Annotated in this window: 14 protein-coding genes; 5 read left to right on the top strand and 9 right to left on the bottom strand. The window is 72.5% G+C overall.

Annotated elements, in window-relative coordinates:
• Nucleotides 1-214 precede the first annotated feature (214 nt).
• A complete protein-coding gene (locus tag FLW16_RS11530) occupies nucleotides 215-1,168 on the bottom strand; it encodes an ABC transporter permease (RefSeq protein ID WP_312847131.1) in 954 nt (317 codons plus the stop codon).
• On the bottom strand, nucleotides 1,165-3,921 hold the full coding sequence (locus FLW16_RS11525; protein ID WP_142559989.1) for an alpha/beta fold hydrolase: 2,757 nt from the start codon (nucleotides 3,919-3,921) through the stop codon (nucleotides 1,165-1,167). Before FLW16_RS11525 ends, FLW16_RS11530 begins: the two co-directional genes overlap by 4 nt.
• 164 nt (nucleotides 3,922-4,085) lie before the next feature.
• Here FLW16_RS11525 and FLW16_RS11520 point away from each other — a divergent pair, with 164 nt between their 5' ends.
• Nucleotides 4,086-5,369: a hypothetical protein gene (locus FLW16_RS11520; RefSeq protein ID WP_142559988.1), complete on the top strand. Its 1,284-nt coding sequence runs from the start codon at nucleotides 4,086-4,088 to the stop codon at nucleotides 5,367-5,369.
• A gap of 147 nt (nucleotides 5,370-5,516) precedes the next feature.
• Here FLW16_RS11520 and FLW16_RS11515 read toward each other — a convergent pair whose 3' ends face one another.
• Together FLW16_RS11515 and FLW16_RS11510 are read right to left on the bottom strand one after the other, a co-directional pair.
• On the bottom strand, nucleotides 5,517-6,563 hold the full coding sequence (locus FLW16_RS11515) for a copper resistance D family protein (RefSeq protein ID WP_142559987.1): 1,047 nt from the start codon (nucleotides 6,561-6,563) through the stop codon (nucleotides 5,517-5,519).
• Nucleotides 6,560-7,441 (bottom strand): copper resistance CopC family protein, encoded by an 882-nt coding sequence (locus tag FLW16_RS11510; protein WP_221891024.1) that lies wholly within the window; start codon nucleotides 7,439-7,441, stop codon nucleotides 6,560-6,562. The genes FLW16_RS11515 and FLW16_RS11510 overlap by 4 nt, the downstream gene beginning before the upstream one ends.
• A gap of 206 nt (nucleotides 7,442-7,647) precedes the next feature.
• Here FLW16_RS11510 and FLW16_RS11505 point away from each other — a divergent pair, with 206 nt between their 5' ends.
• Nucleotides 7,648-8,880 (top strand): MFS transporter, encoded by a 1,233-nt coding sequence (locus tag FLW16_RS11505; protein WP_142559986.1) that lies wholly within the window; start codon nucleotides 7,648-7,650, stop codon nucleotides 8,878-8,880.
• A 165-nt stretch (nucleotides 8,881-9,045) separates the two neighbouring features.
• Here FLW16_RS11505 and FLW16_RS11500 read toward each other — a convergent pair whose 3' ends face one another.
• From FLW16_RS11500 to FLW16_RS11490, 3 genes are all read right to left on the bottom strand, one after another.
• The gene (locus FLW16_RS11500; protein WP_312847130.1) at nucleotides 9,046-11,619 is read right to left on the bottom strand and encodes a chitinase C-terminal domain-containing protein; all 2,574 of its coding nucleotides are present in this window, start codon (nucleotides 11,617-11,619) and stop codon (nucleotides 9,046-9,048) included.
• A 163-nt stretch (nucleotides 11,620-11,782) separates the two neighbouring features.
• A complete protein-coding gene (locus tag FLW16_RS11495; RefSeq protein ID WP_142559984.1) occupies nucleotides 11,783-13,795 on the bottom strand; it encodes an alpha/beta fold hydrolase in 2,013 nt (670 codons plus the stop codon).
• Between the two features lie 147 nt (nucleotides 13,796-13,942).
• Nucleotides 13,943-14,953, bottom strand: coding sequence for a LacI family DNA-binding transcriptional regulator (locus tag FLW16_RS11490; protein ID WP_079316791.1), 1,011 nt, complete (start codon nucleotides 14,951-14,953; stop codon nucleotides 13,943-13,945).
• Between the two features lie 247 nt (nucleotides 14,954-15,200).
• Between FLW16_RS11490 and FLW16_RS11485 the strand changes: the two genes are divergently transcribed.
• From FLW16_RS11485 to FLW16_RS11475, 3 genes are all read left to right on the top strand, one after another.
• Complete coding sequence (locus FLW16_RS11485) at nucleotides 15,201-16,577, top strand: glycoside hydrolase family 5 protein (protein WP_142559983.1); 1,377 nt, start codon at nucleotides 15,201-15,203, stop codon at nucleotides 16,575-16,577.
• Nucleotides 16,578-16,599: 22 nt separating this feature from the next.
• Complete coding sequence (locus tag FLW16_RS11480) at nucleotides 16,600-19,611, top strand: endo-1,4-beta-xylanase (protein ID WP_142559982.1); 3,012 nt, start codon at nucleotides 16,600-16,602, stop codon at nucleotides 19,609-19,611.
• Nucleotides 19,612-19,787: 176 nt separating this feature from the next.
• A complete protein-coding gene (locus tag FLW16_RS11475; RefSeq protein ID WP_142559981.1) occupies nucleotides 19,788-21,356 on the top strand; it encodes a glycoside hydrolase family 43 protein in 1,569 nt (522 codons plus the stop codon).
• A 12-nt stretch (nucleotides 21,357-21,368) separates the two neighbouring features.
• Here the strand turns inward: FLW16_RS11475 and FLW16_RS11470 are convergent, their stop codons facing one another.
• A complete protein-coding gene (locus FLW16_RS11470; RefSeq protein WP_142559980.1) occupies nucleotides 21,369-22,160 on the bottom strand; it encodes an SDR family oxidoreductase in 792 nt (263 codons plus the stop codon).
• On the bottom strand, nucleotides 22,157-23,152 hold the full coding sequence (locus FLW16_RS11465) for a diiron oxygenase (protein ID WP_142559979.1): 996 nt from the start codon (nucleotides 23,150-23,152) through the stop codon (nucleotides 22,157-22,159). The genes FLW16_RS11470 and FLW16_RS11465 overlap by 4 nt, the downstream gene beginning before the upstream one ends.
• Between the last annotated feature and the right edge of the window lie 163 nt (nucleotides 23,153-23,315).

Below are 23,315 nucleotides of genomic sequence, written 5' to 3'. Positions count from 1 at the left end.
GGGGATCGGCGAGCGGCAGGCGGACGGCGTACCGGGCGCCGTGCCCACTCCTCCACGCCGATGGTCCCGCCGTGCGCCCGCACGATCGCGTGCGCGACGGCCGGGCCCAGGCCCGGGCCGCCTCGCCGGCGCTGCGGGGGCCCCTCCACCTGCGCCCGCAGCCCGGCGAGCGACAGATGCCGGCCGGAATTCCGGGGATGGCGCGGGCCCCGCGTCAGGACACGATGTCCCGGCGCCGGAAGCGGCGGAAGGCCAGGGCGACGAGGACCGCCGAGTAGGTCACGGAGACCGCCACGCCCTTCACCATGCCGCTGTAGTCGGGCTCCGGCGCGAGCGCGTCGAGCCACGCGGAGTTCCAGAACGTGGGAAGGAACTCGCGCAGCGAGCCCAGCGCCTCGACCGCCTGCAGGATGCTGCTGACGATCACCAGGCCGACCGCGCCGCCGACCGCGCCGAGCGGGGAGTCGGTGCCGACCGACAGCAGGAAGGCGACCGCGGCGACCACCAGCTGGCTGACCAGGGCATAGCCGATGACGACGGCGAACTTGGGCAGCACGTCGGCGGCGGGGATCACCTCGCCGGTCCCCGGCACGGTGATGTCGTTCCACCCGAAGGCCAGCGTGCCGGCGAGCAGGGCCATCAGCGGAAGCACGGTCACCGCGGCGGCCGAGTACGCCAGCGCCACCACCAGCTTCTGGCGCAGCAGCCGGTCGCGGGGAACCGGCGCGGCCAGCAGGTAGCGCAGGGAGGACCAGCTCGCCTCGCTCGCCACCGTGTCACCGCAGAACAGCGCCACGGCGACGACCAGCAGGAAGTTGGCCGACACCGACAGGGCGAACGCGGCGAAGTTGAGCCCGCCCGCCGTGGCCAGATCCGACAGCCGCAGGCTGCCCTGCCCCCGCCCGGCCGGCCCGAACTGGAACGCCACCACGAGCACCCACGGCAGGGCGAGCAGCACGGCGAACATCGCCATGGTGCGGCGCCGCCGCAGCTGCCGCACGAACTCCACCCGCAGCGGCAGCGTGCGTCCCGGAGCGTAGCCGGGCGCCCGGCCCCTCGCGGCGTCACCGCCCGTGTCCGGTCCGTCCTGGGCGGCGGCCGGCGTGGCCCGACCGTCGTCGTCGATGTGTCCGGTCAGGTCCGGGGCCGGTCGCTTCGCCGGGCTCAACGGCTCTCTCCGATCAGGTCGAGGAACACGTCCTCCAGGCGGGGGCCGGCGCCGTTGGCGGCCGGCGCGGCGCCGAGCAGGTCGCCGACCGGCCCGGCGGACACCAGCCGCCCGCGGTGCATGACGACCACGTGGGTGCAGGTCTGCTCGACCTCGGCGAGCAGGTGGCTGGAGACGATGACGGTGCGCCCCCGCTCGGCGTACGCCTTGAGCACCCGGCGCATCTCGGCGATCTGCGGCGGGTCGAGGCCGTTGGTCGGCTCGTCCAGCACGAGCAGGTCGGGAAGGCCGAGCATGGCCTGCGCGATGGCGAGGCGCTGGCGCATGCCCTGGGAATAGGTGCGCACCGCGCGCTCCAGGGCCGCGCCGAGCCCGGCGATCTCCAGCGCCTCCTCCATGTGGGCGTCCTGCGGCGGTCGTCCGGTGGCCTGCCAGTACAGCTCCAGGTTGGCCCGGCCGGACAGGTGCGGCAGGAACCCCGGCCCCTCGACGAACGACCCGAGCCGCGACAGCACCGGAGCCCCCGGCCGCACGCGGGTGCCGAAGATCCGGATCTCGCCCTCGTCGGGGTGGATGAGACCCATCAGCATGCGCATGGTGGTGGTCTTGCCCGCGCCGTTCGGCCCGAGCAGGCCGAGCACCTGGCCCTTCTCGACCCGGAACGACAGGCCGTCGACCGCCCTCTCGCCGTTGCGGTAGCGCTTGCCCAGGCCGCTGATCACCAAGGGCACGTCGGCCGACTCGGCGTCCACCGCCGGGTCGTCGCCCGCGTCCCTGCCGCGCCTGGCCCTGCCGGTCAGCAGGAGCACGGCCGCGATCGCGATCGCGGCGAGCGGCATGGCCCACGTCCACCACGCCGGGCCGGTGGCGGGCGTCCGCAGCGCCGCGTCCCCGGGCAGCTCCAGCGCGGGGGACTCCAGCGCGACGCGGTAGACGGCGGGGGCGGCGGGCGTCGCGTAGCCGAGATCGGTGGTCGAGACGACCACGCGCATCCTGTGCCCGGCGTCGAAGCGCCTGTCGATGGCCGGAAGCGTCACGGTGACCGGCGTGCCCGCCTCGCTCGCGGTGACCCGCAGTGGGGAGACGAGGCTCGACGGCAGCACCGGGAGCGACCCTCCGGAGACGTCGTAGAGCTTGGCGAACAGTGTGGCCTCACCCGTGCCGTACACCCTGATCGTGACGGTCGGGCTGCCGGTGACCTGCGCGGGCCCGGCCAGCGGCGCCGACTCGAAGGCGGCCGCCTGGCCGGGCATGTCCAGCGCGATCGACGCGCCGCCGCCGTTTCCGCCGAGCAGCCCGCCGAGGCCGGGGACCGCCGAGATCGACGACGGCGACCCGCCCGCCGGGTTGGCGATCGGCTGCTGGGGGCCGTTGAGCGCGACCGTGGTGCGCTCCCCGCCCGGCAGGCCGGGGTAGCGGTCGGCGGTGGCGTGCAGGAGCACGGGACGGCGCGTGCCCGGGTCCCGGCCGCCGTCCCTGGTCACGGTGAACGCCGCCGAGTCGCCCTCGCCGGCGGAGGACCCCTTGAGGTAGCGGTCGAACCAGCCGGTCGTACGGTCGGACAGCCAGTCCGTCTCGCCGTCGCCGCCGTCATGGCCGCCGTTGAACCAGGCGACCTCGACCGGAGCGCCGGTGGCGGCGATGGCCCGGGCGTTGGCGTCGGCGTGCGCGAGCGGGAACAGCGAGTCGCGCTGGCCCTGGATCAGCAGCGTCGGCACCTTGATCCGGCCGGGCACCGAGATCGGGCTCGACCGCCGCAGGAGATCGACCGCCTCCTTGGTGGCCCGGCCGGTCTCGGCCACCTTCTGGTACATCTCACAGATCTGCGGCAGGAACCGCCCGCACTGGACCTGCTCGATCCCGGGCGTCCGCCCGGTCTCCCGGCCCCCGGACGCGTCCCCGCCCGCCGCCGGAGTGGCCGCCGGAGTGGCCGGGGCGGTCGCTCCCGGACTCTGCCCGCCGGCGCCCGCCGTGGCACCGGCCGCCCCCGGCGTCGCCGTCCCGCGCGCCTGGGACTTCGTGTCGCCCGAGCCCGCGCCCGAGCCCGCGGCCGCGCCGGTGAGGCCGGCCAGGCCGCCCGCGCCGAGGCCGCCGTCCGGGGCCAGCCGGTCGGCGGCGGCGCTGAAGAAGATGCCGGCCCACATCTTCTTGAAGACGCCGTTGAGCGGACCCTTGCCCGAGGCGTCGGGGAAGAGCGCGTCGGCGAGGTCGTACCAGGTGATCTGGGGCACGATCGCGTCGACCCGGCTGTCGTAGGCCGCGGCCATCAGCGCGATCGCCCCGCCGTACGAGCCGCCGGCGATCCCGACGCGCGGGTCGCCCGGGGCGTCGAGACGCACCTCGGGGCGTTCGGCCAGCCAGTCGATCAGCCCCCGCACGTCCTTGACCTCGTAGTCGGGGGAGTTGAGCGCGATCTGCCCGGTCGAGCGGCCGAACCCGCGAGCCGACCAGGTCAGCACGGCGTAGCCCTGCTCGGCGAGCCGTCCCGCCTGCTCGCGCATGCTCTCCTTGCTGCCGCCGAAGCCGTGGGAGAGCAGCACGGCCGGAGCCCTGCCGCCGGAGGCCGGGGGATAGAAGGTGGCGTCGAGATCGACGCGCTGGTCGCCGGCCGGCCCGTCCAGGACGGGGATGACCAGGTCACGGCCCTTCACCACGGGGCCGGAGGGCCATAGGGCCCACGTCACGCCTCCGGCCATCAGGATGACCAGCGTGACCACGATCGCGAGGGCACGCCGCCCACCCGGAAACGTCATGTCGCGATGCTACTTGTCTCTGCTGAGAGACCGCTGAGGAGCGGCCGCGCCTGTGGATAACCGTCGCTTCGGCGGGCGCCGACCCGGTCCACGCACGAATCGTGATGATGCATCGGGGTAAACCCTGATTGCGCCTCACCATAGGGAACGGCATCATTTCGCGCGTGAATGGAACGCCGCTCAAGCAGATCCCCGCTCGCGTGATCGAGTGGGCTCTTCCGTACTGGACCCGGGGGGAGGCTGGCAGGCAGACGCCGCAGGACCTTTTCCGGGTGCTCTACCTGGGCTGGCTCGCGGCGTTCGTCCTCAAGGTGCTCGGGTCGAGCTGGGACGTGTCGTGGCACTTCAAGTGGCTGCGCGACGACCTGGCCCCGCCGCACCTGCTCAACACGGTCGGCACGGCGATCGCGGTGGCGCTGACCATCGTGCACTGGTACACCGGCTACGGGGTGGACCGCACGTCTTCCCGCCTGATCGTGTGGGGCACCGGGGTCTTCCTCATCGCCATCCCGCTCGACCTGATCAACCACCGGGTCAACGGGCTCGACATCACCGCGTGGAGCCCCTCCCACGCGCTGCTGTACATCGGCACCGCGCTGATGCTCGCCGGAGTGATCCGCGGCTGGTACATCGGCTCGGGCCGGTACGCCGAGATCACCCGCGGCCGGCGTGCGCTGGTGCTGGGCGGCCTGTTCGCGTTCTTCCTGGAGAACGCGCACTTCCCCGAGCTCCAGCAGGAGTACGGCGTGCTGGAGCTGGCCTCCTGGGACCGCGGGCAGCCGTACGCCGAGCCGACGCTGCTCGAATTCGCGGCCAACCAGATGGGGCGGGCCGTGGACCGGGCCATGGTGCTCAAGTTCTCGCTGCCGATCCCCGACGTCGTCTACGCCGTGTACGCGGGGGTGGTGGGCGTCGCGATCCTGGTCTTCGCCCGCGTCATGGTCGGGCGCCGCTACACGGCCACCGCGATCGCCGGGGCGTACGTGGCCTACCGGTGCCTGATCTGGCCGCTGCTCGTCGGTGGCGGCTTCCCGCCGTCGGCGATCCCGTTCTTCTTCCTGCTCGCCGGAATCGCCGTCGACGTGGCCTTCCTGGTGCCGATCAGGCAACTGCGGCCGCTCGTGGGCGCCGTGCTCGCCACCGCCGGGGTGTACGGGGGGCTGCTGGCGCAGGACCGGATGCTCGAAGCCCCGCCGTACGCGCCGCAGGCCTGGCCGGTGGCGCTCGCCGCGCTGGCCGTCGTGTGGTACGCGGTGGAGTGGTTCGCCGGCGGCAAGGGGCTGACGGCCGCCGCCGCGGAGGACAGGATCGCCCGGGAGACGCGGCCCGCGGACAGGGAGGTCACGGCCGAGCCCGGATCGTCGCGCGATGCCGGGTCGGAGACGGCGTCAGAGGCGGCGTCCGAGGCGACCCCCGCGCCCGCCGCCGTGTCGGAGCCGACGGCCTGACGGCCCGCACCCGCGCTCACACGCCTTTCCCGAGCCGCTCCCCTTGCCGGGGGCGGCTCTCGGCGTCTCGGAGGCGAGACGGGCCAGGCCGCGGGCCAGAGCCGTGGGCCAGAGCCGTGGGCCAGAGCCGCGGGTCAGGGCCGCGGGTCAGGCGACCGGGGTCTTGGTCAGTGCGACCGCGACGCCGTACGCGAGGCCCATCACGGTGAGTTCCAGGGCCGCCCAGGCGGCGAACGCGGCCGGGGCCTGACGCGTGACCGCCGGCAGCAGCCGCCAGCGGATGTTGCCCCCCAGCAGCGCGATCACTCCGGTGAACACCGCCTTGGCGACCACGAGCCGGCCGTACCCCGTCGTGACCAGCGACGCGGGGAAGCTCTCGCGGGGCGCGAGCAGCAGCTCCACCAGGCCGTTGAAGAGCCCGGACAGTCCCACGACGACCAGCGCGTACGTCGCCAGCCGGGAGAATCGGGGCAGCGTGCGGGCGAGCAGGTCGCGATGACGCGGCAGCAGGACGGCGAGCGCGACCAGGCCGCCCACCCAGGCACAGGCCCCGATGACGTGCAGCTCCATCGAGACCATGCTGAGGTCGTGCCAGTACCAGTTCGAGGCGTGCCCGGTGACCGGGAGCGGCAGCAGCCCGAACCCGGCGACGAGCACCCGCAGCTCGGCCGGCACCTTCTCGCCGAACCGCACCGCCAGCATCCCCACGGCGGCACTGGTCAGGGCGCACGACGCGCTCACGATCATGCCCTGCCCCGCGCCGATGCCGTCGACGTACGCCGCCACGTCGGGGAACGTGCCCGGCGTGACCTCGGCGGCGCTGAGGACGGCCGACACCAGCGCCGCCGCGCACCAGACCAGGGAGAACAGCACGGCCCAGTGCCGGGCCCTGGCGGCGACCGGCTCGGTCCGGTCCGGATCGTCGAAGCCGAGGAGCTTGGGGAGCAGGCTGAGTCCGATGGTCGCGGTGGCGGCCAGGTCGAGCACGAGCCGGACGACCGGCAGTCCGTACTCCACGATCGTGCCCGGCATGGGAAGCCCTGGCACCGTCGCGGGCAGCGTGAGCCAGGTCGCGATCACGACCGCGAGCAGGGCGCCGGCGGTCAGCCCCGCCGCCGGGACCCGGGCGCGGGCGTGCGCGGGTCCCGAGCCGGACCGGCCCGCCGACACGTGTGGTTCCGAGGTCGTGGTCATGCGGCGCCGCCCGAGGCCGGGGAGCTTCCCGCGCCGGTCCCGGCGGCGGTGGGGCGTCCGGTGGCCGGGCCTTCCGCGCCGGAATCCGCCGCGGGTTCCCCCGCCGCCGGGGGAGCCGGGATCGTCCCGTCGCGCAGGCGCCGGTCGTGCCGCACGAGCACGCGGGTGCACAGCGCCAGCAGAGCGGCGGTGACGGCCAGCAGCCCCCAGACCCAGCTTCCGCCGCCCGGACCGGCCGTCCCCGCACCGGTCGCCGGAGCGCCGGGGTTCGCCGTGACGGGGTTCGCCGGCCCGGGCGCGGGGGTGGCCGCCGGCGCGGTGACCGCCCCGGGAGCCGCGCCCCCGCCGGTCACGGTGAACCTCACGGCGCCGGTGACCGGGTGGCCGTCGTTCGACACGATGCGGTAGCCGATCGCGTACGCCCCCGCGGGGGTGCTCGTCCGTACGCCGACGGAGACGTTCCTGCCGTTCACCGTGATCTCGCCCTGCTCGTAGTGGGCGCCGTCCGGCCCGGTGACGGCGAGCCGCGCGAAGTCGCGGCGTACGGCCTGGTCGAAGGTGAGCGTCACGGAGGCGGGCATGGCGCCGAGGACCGCGCCGTCCTTGGGGTCGCTGGCGACGAGCACGTCGTGGGCCCGCGCGGGCGTCGCGACCAGCATCACCGAGAGCAGGGCCAGCAGCGGCACGGCGAGCACCCGCAGACGGCCGCGCGGCACGGCGAGCACCCGCAGACGGCCGCGCGGCACGGCGAGCACCCGCGGCCGGTTACGCGGCGGGGCGGTGCGCGCGAGCGCCGGGGGCGGCGCGGTCCTTCCGGTCGTTCGCCGACCGCCGCGTGTGGTCGGGGCGTCGTTGCACATCCGGGCGACCTGCTCCACCTGCCTTGCCTTCCTTTTGCCGGGCGCCGACACAGTCATGGTCCCATTGATCGCGTCCGCCGCACGCCGCGCGGCGGACCGGCGACGGCTGCGGACCGTGCCGTCGTGATCGGTTCCGGTGATGTGCCGGGCGGCGTACGCATTCTCCTGGTTGAGTGGACGACGGGCCGATTCCGGCATGACGACACCGCGCGAAGGAGGGCTCGTTGACCCCCCAGCCGACCGTAGGCGGATCCGAGCGGAGTGAGGCGCCGGCGCGGCGCTCGCCGTGGCTGACGATCATCCTTATCTACCTCGCCGGCGTCGTGGCGGCGATGAGCTACGGCAAGTTCGCCGCGGTCGGGCCGTCGATGGCCGACGAGCTCGGGCTGTCGCTGTCGCAACTGGGCTGGGCGATCTCGGCGGTGGTCGGGGTGGGCGCCGTCGCCGGGCTGCCCGCCGGGTATCTGGTCCGCCGGTTCGGTGCGGGCAAATCGCTCGTCGCCGCCCTGGCGCTGATGGTGGCGGCGAGCGCGCTGAGCGCGGCCGCGGGGAGCTTCGCCTGGTTGCTGGCCGCCCGCCTCGCCGAGGGCGTCGGTTATCTCGTGGTCACCGTCGCGTGCCCGGCGCTGGTCCTCCACCTCGCCGAGGAACGGGACCGGGGGGTCGCCCTGTCGGTCTGGGCGACGTTCGTCCCTGTGGGCATCGGCGTGAGCACCCTCGTGGGCGGCGCAGCCGGCGAGGCCCTCGGCTGGCGCGGCTGGGTGCTGCTGATCGCGGGACTGACGCTGCTGATGACGGTGGCCGTCCGGGTGCGGCTGCCGCGGACGTCCGCCTCCGGCGCGGCCGCCGGGCCCGTGCCCGGCGTGCGGGCGCTGGCGTGGCCCGCGGTGCTCACCGTGTCGTTCTGCCTGATGGTGCTGGTGACGATGCCGGTGGTCGTGCTGCTGCCCACGCTCCTGATCGACGAGCACGCGAGCTCCGCCGGCGCTGCCGGCGCCCTGACCTCGGCGATCTCGTTCGTCGGCGTTCTCGGCGGGCTGGCCGTGGGCGTCCTGCTCCGGCGGGGCGTGCCGCTCGCCGCGCTCGCCGTGTCCGGGCTGCTGGTCGTGCCGGCCGCCTGGCTCGTGTACAGCGCCGACGCGCCGCTTGCCGCCGCGGCGACCGGCGCGGGGATCGTCTCCCTGGAGAACGGGCTGCTGGGCGCCTTCGCCTTCGCCGCCCTTCCCTTCGTGCTCGAGCGCCTCGACCACGCCGACGTGGGCACCGGGATGGTGGCCCAGATGGGCAGCCTGGGCGCGCTTGTCGGCCCTCCGTTGTTCGGCCTCGTCGCCGGGGCCTCCGGGTTCGGGGCCGTCGTGCCGGTCATCGCCGCCGGCATGCTGGCCTCGGTCGGCGGGATGCTGCTGGTGACCAGGAACGTCGCCCGCCGTTCTCGGGGTCTCGCCACGGAGGGATGAGAAGGTCCCCGGACGGCGCGATGCCCGGCGGTCTCTCGACTTGTGATCGGCTGAGACCGCCGGGCATCGGCTCCGGGCCGTACCGGTGTCACCGGTCCGGGACGGCCCGGAGGCTGTGCCGTACGTCCGGGCGAGTCGCCGCGGGACGTACGGGCAGGGGGTGGGTCAGAGCTTGGTCCAGAGGGCGGGGACGTTCGGCGGCTCCCAGCCCGCCAGTGCGGTGTGCGGCTGACGGCACTGGTAGACCGCGCCGCCGTAGGTCACCCGGTCACCCGTCGCGTACGCCGTGCCGGTCGCCCAGGCGGGGTAGCCGCCGGGGCTCGCCGACGGCGAAACCGACGGTGACGCAGAAGGCGAGGCGGACGGCGAGGCGCTGGGAGACGGGCTGGGAGACCGGCTGGGGGAAGCGCTGGGAGACGCTGACGGTGAGGCCGACGGTGAGGCCGACGCGCAGGGGCCCTGGTCAAGCCACACCTGGGCGTTGCCGGGCGTCTCTCCCTGGGTCCACCACTGCGCCTTCCACGTGTGACCGGCGTACGAGACGAGGTTGCCGCCCGTGTAGACGGTCGTGGACGACCACGCGGGAGCCGTGCACGTCCCGGCCGACGGCGACACGCTGGGAGACGCCGACGGGGAGCCGGACGGGGAGGCGGAGGGAGAGGCCGTCACGCCGCCCCTGGCGAGGTCCTGCGTGATGCCGTACGTCGCGCCGCCGAAGGAGACCGTCCAGTTGGAGGGGGTCGAGGTGGGCAGGTAGTAGACGAAGGCCACGTCCACCGAGGCGCCCGGCGCGAGGGCCTGCCAGCTGGGCAGCTTCAGCGACACCCGGTTGTAGTCGCCCTTCAGGCCGCCGACGTTGCTGGGCGCGGTGTGGTCCCTGCGGATGATCGTGGAGCCGAAGCCCGACTGGTCGGCCGCGTTGCCCGGAGCCGAGCTCGCGTAGTCGAACTGGAACTCCGTCCCGCCCGGCAGCGTCACGCCCGAGTTGTTGGTGATATGGATCTTCGGGTTGATCGGGTAGTTGTTGTCGCCCAGGGCGAAGTCGCGGAACTCCACGGAGACGTCCAGCTTCTGTGCCGGGATCGGGGTGGTCGCCCGCACGTTCCCGTACGGCGTGGCGGCCTTGAACTTGTCGTACATGAGCGTGGTCAGCGTGGTGCCGGGCTCGTACTGGCCCTTGGCCGAGTTCCAGCCGTAGTCGCCGGCCAGCTCCCAGATCATCGTGCCGCCGATGCCCCTGGAGATCACGTAGTCGGCCTTGGCCGCCACCGACTGGTCGTCCTCGGTGGACAGGAACACCTTCTTGGTGGAGTTCCACAGCCACGGGGCGGTCAGCGTCGAGTCGTAGTAGCGGGCGTAGGCGCCGGTCAGCGACGTGTCCGTGACGCCGTAGGAGGCCAGGTAGTCGCCGAGGATGCCCTTCTCGAGGTTCTTGGCGTGCCACATCGGGTTGGAGCCCGCCGGCGACTCCTTGCCGTTGTCGTCGAGGTCGTGCCACAGGTTGTCGATGCCGACCGCGCCGTCGCCGCAGGTGGTGAGGCCGGAGCCGGCCGGGCAGGTGGTGGCGGGGGCGGTGCCCCACAGCCCGTTCGTGCCGCCCTGCACGTTCTTGAACCCGCGCGTGTAGTACGGCAGGCCGATGTTGATCCGGCCCGGCTGCATGGCCCCGCGGAAGTAGTGGTAGGCCCAGTCGGTGTTGAGGTAGCCGATGCCGCCGTACTGCCCGGCTCCGTACACGCCGGCGGCGGCGAGCTCGCCGTCCTTGCCGTCGTCGAACAGATACGCGTTGGGGCCCACGTACTTGTTCCACGCGCCGTGCAGGTCGTAGGACATGATGTTGACGTAGTCGAGGTACTGCGTGACCTGGTAGGTCTCCATGCCGCGCAGCAGCCAGCCGGACGCGGGCGCGGCGACGGTCAGCATGTAGTACCTCCCGTCGGCGGCGGAGGCGCGGTCCAGCTTCTCGCGCAGGGTCTTCATCAGCGCGGCGTAGCCCTTCATCAGCGTCGCGCGCTTGGAATTGGCGATCGGCCAGTCGAGCGGGTTGCCCGCGTCGTTGTTCGACGTCGGGTACTCGTAGTCGATGTCCACGCCGTTGAAGCCGTACGTGCGCAGGAACGACACGACGGAGTCCGCGAACGTGTCGATGCCCGCCTGGGTCGACGTCATCGTGTAGAAGCCGCCGCTCGCCTGCCGCTTGCCCGCGTCGTCGAAGTAGCCGCCGGTCTCGGCCCAGCCGCCCACGCTGACCAGGGTCTTGGTGTCCGGAAACTGCTTCTTGAACTTGCCGAGCAGGTTGAAGTGGCCCTTGTAGGAGTACGCCGGGTCCATCTCGGCGCCGGCGACGCCGGGCCAGGTCATGCCGATGGCCGGGTTCTTGTCCGTGTTCGACCCGACGGAGATCTTGTTGTCCGGCCCCACGTGGGCGAACGCGTAGTTGATGTGGGTGACCTTGCCCCAGGGGATGTCACTGGCGAGGTAGCGGGTCTGCCCGTTGGAGCCGTCGCGCCAGCCGGTGAAGTAGCCGATGATCCGGCGGGGGTGGCCCGCGCCCATCTTCTCCCGGCCGTCGGTGTCGTAGGCCAGGCAGTAGGGGATCTCCACGCCGGGCGTCCGGTAGAGCCCGTCGGGCCGGCACGCCTCGTCGCCGGCCGCCGCCCCGGCGGTGCCGCCGGTCGCGGCCAGCGCCGCGGCCCCGGCGGCGAACGCGATGCAGACCGCCGAAGCGGTCCGCGCCAACGATGATCTCAACAGGCGCACAGCCATACCTCCGACAGGCGAAGTGCCGATCTTCCACACCCCGCCCCCCAGGGGTTGATCGGAACGTAAGCCGCCGGACCAGCCGCGTCAATGCTCTCTATTAAGAAACTTTCCTTTTAATCAGCGCTTAAGGCGAGCTTGATCAAGACAGCAGCCAGCCGTACAGCCAGGCGAGGAACGCGAGGCCGGTCAGGGCGGGGACGATCCGGGCGGCGGCGGCGTTCAGCCGGAACGCCTCGACGATCGACAGCCCGGTGGAGACGAGGGCCAGCAGGCCATACCAGGCCAGGGCGTGCGGCACCCCGATCGCCAGCGTGGTCACGTCCTGGATCCCCGACAGGCTGAGCGCCGACAGCCCGCACAGCGCGACGCCCGCCAGGCCCGCGAGCGCGCTCAGCCCGCCGCCGCGCCTGCGCAGCAGGGAGACCAGCCCCGCGACGAGCTGGACGGCCGACACGAGCAGGAAGGCCGCGGGGACCCCCAGCGGGATCGGCGACCGGGACAGCCGGTAGGCCGACGACGTGAGGAGCAGGTCGCCCGGACGCACGATGGGGTACGGCGCGGCGCCGGGGTCGCATGCGCGGGCCGTCGCGGCCGGGTCGTCGAGGAACGCGGCGATCGTCTGGCGGCTGCAGGCGCTCGACAGGAAGACGGCGTGCCCGACCCCGGCGAACTCGGCGAACCGCGCGCCCTGTACGGCCGACACCGCCTGCCGCGCGGCCTCCGGCGGGGTGGTGGGGTCGTACTGGCCGCCGAGGACCAGGACCGGCGGCGTCGCGGCCGTCGCCGCCTCCGGCGACGTGCCGTCCGACGAGGCCGGGGTGGCCCCTTGCGGGGAGGCCCCTTCCGAGGAGGCGCTCTTCGACACGACCGTGGTGACCCACCCGCCCGGGGCCAGGAGGTCGGGTTCGGCCCGCGCGGCGGGCAGGTCCCAGGCGTCGCAGACCGCCGCGTCGACGACCCCCGTGAACAGCCGGGGGCCCCGAGAATCGGGGAAGGAGTTGTGCGGCGTCTCGTCCTGGCACTGGACCGCGTAGTACAGGCCCCACTCGTGCGAGGTCAGCCCGTCGCCGGCGGCGTCGACCAGGGGTTGCAGCAGTTCGGTGCGGCCGGAGGCCAGCCCGTCCACGAGGGCCGGCACGATCGGGATCACGTCGGTCTCGTGCAGCGCCTCGCCGAGGATCGTCGCCACGTCGTCCCCGTTGAGCTGCACCGTCAGCCGCTTGCGGGTGAGCGGGTCCTTGGTCTCGTACGTCGCGGGGTGCGCGTTGAGCGCTTTCACCATGGCGTCGAACCGGGCGGCGATCCCCAGCTTGGTCATCGTCGCCGAGAGGGCGGCGGACGACTCGTCGTACCAGCGGGCGCTCGCGGGAAGCAGCGAGTCGAGCACGACCCCTCGGGTGCCCTGGGGGTCGCGCCCCGCCGCCAGCAGCATCGGACGGGTGGAGTAGCTGACGCCGAACAGGTACCACCGCGGGTAGCCGAGCGCGGCCCGCAGGTCCACGACGTCGGACGCGATCTCGGCGGTCCGGTAGCCGCGCAGGTCGACGTGCTCGCCCTCAAGGCGTGACTGGCAGGCCAGCGCCTGCCGCGCGAGCGGGGCGGTCTCGGCCGACGTGGGCCCGGGCGTGCGCAGGGTGTCCACGACCCCGCGGACGATCTCGGGGCAGCTCAGTCTGGGCTCGGAGTAGCGCCCGCCGCGCTGTTCGAGGACGACCACGTCGCGGTCGGGGAACATCTGGGCGAGGAACCCGGTGAGCTGGAGCGAGGCCGATCCCGGCCCGCCGCTCATGTAGACGACCGGGTCGGCGGCCTGTCCCGAGGCCTGTGACGCCCGGTGCACCGCGTAGCCGACCTTGATGGTCCTGCTGTTGGGGACGTCACGCCGCTCGGGAGCCAGGAGGTAGCCGCAGGTCGTGCCGGACGGCACGGCGACAGGACAGGGATGCTCCTCGACGGACGGCCCTTCCGCCACCCCGGCCGCCCGCCTGCCGGGAACCGCCGACGCAGGGGCGGCCACCGCGTGCTCCGCGCCCCGCACCGTCCCGGGCCACGCCGTCCCGGTCCCTGCTGTCCCGGTCCCATGGCGTACCGGCGCCGCGAGGGCCGCCGACCCGGAACCTCCCAGAAGCATGAGCGCCGCGGCGAATGCCATGACGGCCGCTCCACGCGAACTCCGCAACCGTCAGCCCCGTCCCGCGAACCCGGCGATATCCGCAGAAACCTTAGCGTGTTCGTCGGTCATCCTGCCCCCATTCGTCCAAGCGCTCCCATTTTGGACGATCATGGGACGAGCCCGGTTTCACCGGGGCCGTGCGGTGCTCTCCCGGACCACCAGGTCGGTGGACAACTCGACGCGGCGCGCCTCGGTGTTCTCGCCCCGGCCCATGGCCAGCACCATCCGCGCGGCCAGTGCGGCCATCTCCTCCAGGGGCTGGCGCACGGTGGTCAGCGGCGGCCACGCGGACCGGGACAGCGGCAGGTCGTCGAAGCCGACCACGCTGAGGTCCTCGGGCACCCGCAGGCCCCGCTGCCGGGCCGCCTCGAACACGCCGAACGCCTGCATGTCGCTGCCGGCGAAGATGGCGGTCGGGGGGTTGTCCAGCGAGAGCAGCGCGTGACCGGCGTCGTGGCCCGAGTTGACCAGGAAGTCGCCGTAACGGATGAGCTCGGGGTCGATGGACACCCCGGCGGTCTCCAGCGCGGCGCGGTAGCCGTCGATCCTGGCCCGGCTGCACAGCATGTCCGGCGGACCGCCGATCATGCCGATCCGGGTGTGACCGAGGTCGAGAAGGTGGCGCGTGGCCGCGAGGCCGCCGTGCCAGTTGGTCGCGCCGACCGACGCCACGCCGGGCGGCGGCTCGCCCTCGGGGTCGACGACGACGAACGGGATCGAACGGGCGCTGAGCTGGCCCTGCTGGCGCACCGAGAGCCGGGAGCTGACGATGATCACGCCGTCCGTGCGCCGCGCCGCTATGCGCTCCAGCCAGTCACGGCCGGGGCCCGCGTGCGTGTGCAGCACGGAGATCACCACGCTGGCGGCGGCCTCGTGCGCCGCCTGCTCGGCCCCGCGCACCAGTTCCATGGCCCACGGGCTCTCGATCTCGGCGAACACCAGGTCCAGTAAACCGACCGGGCCGTCGCCCTGCCCCGTCCTGCGCTGGTATCCGTGCTTCTGCAGGAGGCGCTCCACCCGCTGACGGGTCTCCGGCGCGACCTCGGGACGGCCGTTGATCACCTTGGACACGGTCGGAACGGAGACTCCGGCCTCCTCCGCTATCTGGGCGATGGTCACCCGCCTCTTCACTGGCATGAAGCAGATCGTAGCCGAAAGTTTCGGGAAACCTGAACCGGTTCCCCCTGATGGGACGCGTGACCGCCGTGATCAAGCTCAGAGTGCCCTTGACGCTTAACCTTAGCTTTACTTATTCTCCGGACCACGAAACATTCGGATGTTAGCCGAAACTTTCAGCGCGACTGTCGACAGCGGGTAGCGGAGGAGAAGGCGGGGGCCGTCGCTCTCCGGCCACGCCGCCGGTTTCGAGGATTGAGGAGAATCGATGACGCTGCTGCGCGTGTCCGGATCCCGGCTGGTCGACGAGGCGGGCGACCCGGTGAGGCTGCGGGGGGTCGGCCTGGGCGGCTGGCTCAACATGGAGAACTTCATCACCGGTTACCCCGCCAACGAGTCCTCGATGCGCGCGGCGGTGCGGCAGGTGCTCGGCGAGGAACGCTACGAGATGTTCTTCGACCGCTTCCTGACCTCGTTCTTCACCGAGGCCGACGCCGACCTCCTGCGGGACATGGGCGTCAACTGCGTGCGGATCCCGGTGAACTACCGGCACTTCGAGGCGGACGACCGGCCGATGGAGATCGTCGAGCGCGGCTTCCGCCATCTCGATCGCGTGATCGGAATGCTGGGTGAGCGGGGCGTCTACAGCGTCATCGACCTGCACGCGCTCCCGGGGGCGCAGAACCAGCACTGGCACTCCGACAACCCCACCCACGTCGCCTCCTTCTGGGAGCACCGGCACTTCCAGGACCGGGCGGTTCACCTGTGGGAGGCGCTGGCCGACCACTACAAGGACAACCCGTGGGTGGCGGGCTACAACCCGATCAACGAACCGGCCGACCCCAGCGGCCGGATGGTCGGGCCCTTCTACGACCGTCTGGTCAAGGCGCTGCGTGCGGTGGACCCCGCCCACGTGCTGTTCCTCGACGGCAACACCTACTCCACCGACTTCTCGGTCTTCCACGAGGTCTACGAGAACACGGTGTTCGTCTGCCACGACTACGCGCTGGCCGGGTTCGCCCACGGCGGCCCCTACCCGGGCTTCACCCGGGGCGAGTGGTGCGACCGCGACGAGCTGGAGCGCACCTTCGCCCGCCGCACCGCCTTCCAGCGGGAGACCGGCACGCCGATCTGGGTCGGCGAGTTCGGGCCCGTCTACACCGGCGACCCCTCGGTGGACGAGCAGCGCTACCAGATCCTGCGCGACCAGCTGGAGATCTTCGACGCGTACGAGGCCGGCTGGTCCATCTGGACCTACAAGGACGTCGGACTGCAGGGCCTGGTCTGCGCGGGTGGGTCCTACATGGAGCGGTTCGGGCCGTTCATGGCGAAGAAGAAGCGGCTCGGCGCCGACCGGTGGGGCTCGACGATGGAGGAGACGGCGAGCGAGCTCGCGCCGCTGCACCGGCTGATCGACACGGAGTTCCCTTCCTGGGACCCTTACCCGTGGGGCGCCCGCTACCAGACCGACGACCTCATCCGGCACATCCTGATCGCCCAGGCGCTGCTTCCCGAGTACGCCGAGCTGTTCCGCGGACTGGACGACGACGAGCTGCTCGCGCTCGCCGACTCCTTCGCCCTGTCCACCTGCACGCGGCGCGAGCCCCTGATCCGGCTTCTCGCCGACAACCTGACCGCGCGCTAGCGCGGCACGAGGAGACCCCCCGATGCGCAGCCTCCTTCACCGGGCGGCCGCGGTAGTCCTGTGCACGGTCATGGGACTGCCGGCGGTCGCGGCGAGTGCGACTCCCGCAGGCGCCGCGGCCGTGCAGGTCGCGAAGTACGACTTCGAAGACGGCACCACCCAGGGATGGGGGCCCAGAGGCGACGGGGTCGAGGTCGGCGCGACCTCCGACGCCGCGCACTCGGGGTCGCGCTCCCTGCTCACCTCCGGCCGCACCGCCACCTGGCACGGGGCGTCCATCAGCCCGCCCTTCCAGAAGGGCGTCACGTACCAGGTCACGGCGTACGCCCGGATGGTGAGCGGGGAGCCGTCGAGCACGATCGCACTGACCGTGCAGCGCACACCCGACGGCGGCGACACCACCTACGAACGGGTGGCCGCCGCCACCGTGACCGACGGCGGCTGGGCCGAGCTGTCGGGCACCTACTCCTTCGGCGCCGACTCCACCGGCCTGCAGCTCTACGCCGAGAGCTCCGAGGCCACCGCGAAGTACTACATCGACGACATCGTCATCACCTCGGACACCGATCCCGCGCGTTCGGGCCTGAGCACCGACTTCGAGACCGGCACCGCCCAGGGCTGGTCGCCGCGCGCCTCGGCGTCCCTGGCGGCCACGACGGACGCCGCGCACGGCGGCGCCCGCAGCCTCGCGGTGACCGGCCGCTCGGCCTCCTGGGACGGCCCGGCGATCAGCGTGCTCGGCAAGATGGCCAAGGGGTCGAAGTACACCCTGTCGGCCTGGGTGCGCCTCGGCCCGGACACGACCTCGGGCACCCTCGGCCTGTCGATCGAACGCCGGACGAACGGCACCCCCAGCTACGAGCGGGTGGCCGCGCCGAAGGCCGTCCCCCAGGGACAGTGGGTGCAGCTCACCGGCACCTACACGCTCGCCTACGACGTGGACTTCCTCAGCGTCTACGTGGAGTCCGACGCCGGCACGTTCCCCTTCTACCTGGACGACTTCACGCTGACGTACGTCGAGCCCAAGCCGATCCAGACGGACATCCCCTCGCTCAAGGACGAGGTGCCGTTCACCCTGGGGGCGGCCGTCGCCCGCGCCCAGACGCTCGGCGAGCACGGCGACCTGCTGCTCAAGCACTTCAGCGGGGTCACCCCCGGGAACGACCTGAAGTGGGACGCGACCGAGCCGCGCGAGGGCGAGTTCACCTTCGCCGAGGGCGACTACCTGGTGAACTACGCCGTCCAGCACGGGCTGACCTTCCGCGGGCACACGCTCGCCTGGCACAGCCAGACGCCCGACTGGGTGTTCAAGGACGGCGACCGCGACCTCACCTCCTCGCCTGAGGACAAGGCGCTGCTGCTGAAGCGGCTGGAGAACCACGTGAAGACGCTGGTCGGCCGCTACAAAGGCAAGATCGCGGTCTGGGACGTGGTCAACGAGGTGGTGGACGAGAACCAACCCGACGGCCTGCGCCGGTCGAAGTGGTTCCAGATCACCGGCCTGGACTTCATCCGCACGGCCTTCCGCGTCGCGCACGAGACCGACCCGGCCGCCAAGCTGTTCATCAACGACTACAACACCGAGTTCCCGCGCAAGCGGCAGGCGCTGTACGACCTGGTGAAGAAGCTGAAGGCCGAGGGCGTGCCGATCGACGGCGTCGGCCACCAGCTCCACCTCAACATCGAGCAGCCGCCGGCGTCGGACGTCGAGGACACGATCTCGGCGTTCGCCACGCTCGGGGTGGACCAGCAGATCACCGAGCTGGACGTGAGCGTCTACCCCGACTTCGTCTCCACCTACGACGAGGTGCCGGCCGAGGTGCTCGCCGAGCAGGGCTACCGCTACAAGGAGCTGTTCGACGTCTTCCGCAGGCACAAGGCGCAACTCAGCTCGGTCACCGTGTGGGGCCTGGCCGACGACGCCACCTGGCTGTCGACCTTCCCGATCACCCGGCTGAACGCCCCGCTGCTCTTCGACGACGAGCTCCAGGCCAAGCCGGCCTACTGGGGCGTCGTGGACCCGGCGAAGCTGCCGCCGCTGGTGCGCAGGCTCGAGGCTCCCGCCGCGAGCCCCACGGTGGACGGCAGGCGCGACCTCGAATGGGACCTGCTGCCCGACGCTCCCATCGCCCGCGTCGGTGACGTGTCGGCCGGGTTCCAGGCCCGCTCGTCGGCCAAGTGGCTGTACGTCCTGGCCGAGGTGCGCGACCCGAGCGACGACCGGAGCGACCGGGTCACGTTCACCGTGGGCGGCACGCCGTACGCCGTCCGGCGCGACGGCGGCCACCCGCGCGGCGTCGACGCGGCCGTGAAGAAGACGACCGGCGGCTACCGGGTGGAGGCGCGGCTGCCGATCGGGCCCTCCCGAGAAGACGGCACCGGCGTCGCCGTGGCGGTCACGGACGCCTCCGGCGGCTCGCAGACCTCCTGGAACGGAAAGGTCACGGCCACGCCCGCGGTGAAGCTGACCACCGCACCGCGACGGCAGCCGGTGGTCGACGGCGCCGTCGACCGGGCCTGGGCGGCGGCGCCGGAGATCCGCACCGCCACCTGGATCCAGGGCACGTCGGGGGCGACCGCGCGGGCCCGGGCCCTGTGGAGCGGCGACACGCTGTACCTGCTGGCGCAGGTCGCCGACCCCACGCTCAGCGAGCAGTCGGCCAACTCGTGGGAGCAGGACTCCGTCGAGTTCTTCGTGGATCCCGGCAACGGCAAGACCAGGGGCTACGGCGACGACGACGGCCAGTATCGGATCAGCTTCTCCGGGAAGGCGTCGGTCGGAGGCCCGCTCGACCCCGCAGCCGTCGCGGGCAACCTGAAGGCCGCGGCCAAGGCCGTCCCCGGCGGCTACGTGATCGAGGCCGCCGTGAAGCTGCCCACGATCACGCTGCGGGACGGCACGCTGCTCGGCTTCGACGTCCAGGTCAACGACGCCACGGGCGCCGCCAGGACCAGCGCGGTGACCTGGAACGACGCCACCGGGCAGGGATACCGGGACACCAGCCACTGGGGCGTGCTGCAACTGCGGCGCTGAGCTCCACAGGGGGCTCGTCACTGGGCTCCGGCACCGACCGGAACAGCGGAGCCCGGCAGGCGGGGCCTGGCGCAGGGAGGCCCCGCGCTGAAAGGCTCTGGCGCGCCAGTGCCGGTGCCGGACGGCCCGGTTCCCCGCATGGGGGACCGGGCCCGTCACGTTCGAGGAAGGGACGAATGATCGACGAAGTCGACGGGTGGGACTACCGGAACCCCGTCATCCCCGGGTTCCACCCCGACCCATCGGTGTGCCGGGTGGGCGAGGACTACTACCTGGTGACCTCCAGCTTCGAGTGGTTCCCAGGCGTGCCGATCTTCCACAGCCGCGACCTGGTCAACTGGCGGCAGCTCGGGCACGTGCTCGACCGCCCGTCCCAGCTCGACCTGGACGGCATGCGGCCCTCGGGCGGCGTCTACGCGGCCACCATCCGCCACCACGACGGCGTCTTCTACGTCATCACCACGCTGGTGGACCGGCCGGGCAACTTCATCGTCACCGCCACCGACCCCGCGGGCCCCTGGAGCGAGCCCCGATGGCTGCCGGGCACCCGGGGCATCGACCCCTCGCTGCTGTTCGACGACGACGGCCGGCTCTGGTTCACGGGCACCAGGGAGAAGGAGGCGGCCCGCTACCCCGGCGAGACCGAGGTCTACCTCCTGGAGCTCGACCCGGCCACGCTGGAGCCGCGCGGCGAGGAGCGGGTCGTCTGGGAGGCCGCCCAGCGGGGCGCCGTGTGGTGCGAGGGACCGCACCTGTACAAGATCGGCGGCAGGTACTACCTGCTGACCTCGGAGGGCGGCACGTCGTACGACCACGCGGTCGTGGTCGCCAGGGCCGACCACGTCACCGGGCCGTACGAGCCGAACCCGCGCAACCCGATCCTCACCCACCGGCATCTCGGCCTCGGCCACCCCATCGCCTGCACGGGCCACGCCGAGCTGGTGGAGACCCAGAACGGCGAGTGGTGGATGGTGCTGCTGGCCACGCGCCCGTACGGCACCCCGGGCGACCTGGGCGCCGGCAACCTGAGAGGCGACAACCTGGGCAGGGAGACGTTCCTCACCCGGGTCTCCTGGGAGGACGGCTGGCCGGTCGCCGCGCAGGTCGCGCCCGCGGCCGCGGGACCGGCGCTGCCCGAGCACCGCTGGCCCGCCGTCCCCGCCTGCGACCACTTCGACGCCGACCGGCTCTCACCCGTCTGGAACCACCTGCGTACCCCGCGCACGCCCTACTGGAGCCTGGGCGACAGCCGCCTGCGGCTGCGGCTGCGGCCGGAGACGCTGGCCCAGCGGGTCAACCCGAGCCTGGTCGCCCGCAGACAGCAGCACATGGACTTCGCCGTCCACGCCGCGCTCGACTTCGCGCCCGCGGCCGGGGAGTGCGCCGGTCTCGCGCTCGTGCAGAACGACGACCACCACGTGCTGCTCGTGCGCACCGCGCGCGGCCTCGAACTCGTCCGCAGGAAGGCGGGCGGCGACGACCTGCTCGCCTCCGTACGGGTGCCCGGCCAGCGGCGGCTCTACCTCGGAGTGGAGGCGCGGGGGCAGGCCTACCAGGCCAGGTACGCCGTGGCGCCGGGGGAGTGGACCGACCTCGGCGACCCGGTGGACGGCAGGATCCTCAGCAGCGCCGTGGCCGGCGGCTTCACCGGCGCCTACATCGGCATGTACGCCAGCTCCAACGGCCGCCCGAGCTCCAACGTCGCCGCGTTCGACTGGTTCGAGTACCTGCCGCTCGGCCCGTGAGCCCGCCCTGACTCAGCGCATGATGCGGCGGAAGGCGGAGCCGGCCGCCCGCACCGCCAGGGCGGGCGAGAGCCGTACGGCCCGCCAGGTGGCGCGGGCGGACGCGGGCGCGACGATGAGCGCCTGGTTCCTGGCCACGCCGCGCAGCACGTCGCGGGCGAGCGACTCCACGGGATACAGGCGGCCCTGGGCCCGCACGGCCGTCGTGCGGGCGCGCAGGCCGATTTCGGTCTGCGGCAGTCCGGGGTTGGCGTTGTCCAGCAGCGGGGTGTCGGTGAACCCGGGGCAGACCACGCTGACCTTCACGCCGTGCGCCGCCGCCTCGGCCCGCAGCGCGAGCGACAGCCCGACGACGGCGTGCTTGGTCGCCGTGTAGGGCAGCATCATGGGCGCGGGGGTCAGCCCGGCCAGCGACGCGGTGTTGACGATGTGCCCGTAGCCCTGCTCGATCATGAGCGGGTACGCCGCGTGCACGCCGTGGACCACCCCGCGCAGGTTCACGTCGATCGTCCGGTTCCAGTGGTCGAGCGTGAACTCCTCGGCACGGCCGCCCACCGCGATGCCGGCGTTGTTGAACAGGAAGTCGAGCCGCCCGTGCTCGGCCGCCACGCCGGTGACCAGTTCGCGCACGGCCTGCGCGTCGGAGACGTCGCACACGACGCCCGCGCAGCCGAGATCCTTGGCGGCGTCCTCGGCCCCCAGGACGTCGGCGATCGTGACGAGGGCGCCGCGCCGGACGAGCTCGGCGGCGACGGCCCGCCCGATCCCCGACGCCCCGCCCGTGACGACGGCGGTCTTCCTCACACGTTTCCCCTCGCTTGAGCCTTCGGCTCGTCCCAGATGCCCAGCGCCCGCCACAAACGGCGGCTGATCGGGTTCATCATGCCCAGATCAGCGCAAAGCTCTCTCGTTCTGGCCACCGAGTCGCGGGTCTGCGCGGCCGTCTCGGGGTTGTCGAGGTAGACCTCGCGCACGACGTCGTCAGGGATCCGGAACGCCCGGATCATGGAACCGGGCGGGGACAGCATGATCCGCGCCATCAGGCCGATGATCAGCGGTGTGATCAGGCTCAGCGCGGCGCGGCGGTAGCGCGGCATGCGCGGCACCCGCCGGCGCAGGTAGTGACGGGCGAAGGAGATGTGCCGCGCCTCCTCCGCCACGTGGATGCGCATGATGGTCTCCTCCAGCGGATGCCGGATGCGCCCGCTCTTGAGCGTCGTGCGCTGCACGTGGTCGATCGGGTCCTCGCCGCCCAGCACGAAGATGAAGAACAGCTCGGTGGAGATCAGCGGAATCCACGGCACCACCTGGGCGAGCAGGCTGAGCGGCCCTGGCATGCCGCGGATCGGGAGCTTCGTGCGGTTCACGAACTCCTGGAACATCATCCCGTGATGACCTTCTTCGATGGTCTCGTGGTAGACGTACCGGAACTCGGGGGAGCCGTTCGGCAGCCGGTAGGCGTAGTTGAGCAGCCCGCGCTTGAGCAGGTTCTCGAACTGCAGACCGATCTTCATGGCGGTCGCGACCCGCCAGAGCCCGATGCGCGCCCTGACCTCAGGCGGCCGGCTTCGATACCAGGGATGGCCGCCCAGCCTGTCGACCGGCGGCAGCTCCCAGCGCGGGTCGGTCTGGTCCACGTGGAACTCCGGGTCTTCCCAGGGGATGTCGACGTACGGCTCCCAGTGCTTGTCGACCGAGGCCTTCGACAGGCGTTCGACGACGGCCTCGTACGCGCTCCGGTCGGCGACGTGATCGTCGTTTTCCCTGGTCGTGGTGGTCTTCGGCGCGGCGGACATGCGGCCCTCCCTTCCGGCGCCGCAATTGTACGACTCATCCAATAACCGGGGAAGAGGCCGCCGTGCCGCCACTCGGCGGAATTCCCGGCCGGCAAGATTCCCGCGCGGTACAGTTCGGCGAGGTCACCCGTGTGTGACCTTCTTGAACGGCCCTCCCTCGCCT

Source organism: Microbispora sp. KK1-11 (assembly GCF_006874435.1).
GTDB lineage: Bacteria > Actinomycetota > Actinomycetes > Streptosporangiales > Streptosporangiaceae > Microbispora > Microbispora catharanthi.
This window is presented reverse-complemented; position numbering and strand designations above follow the sequence as displayed.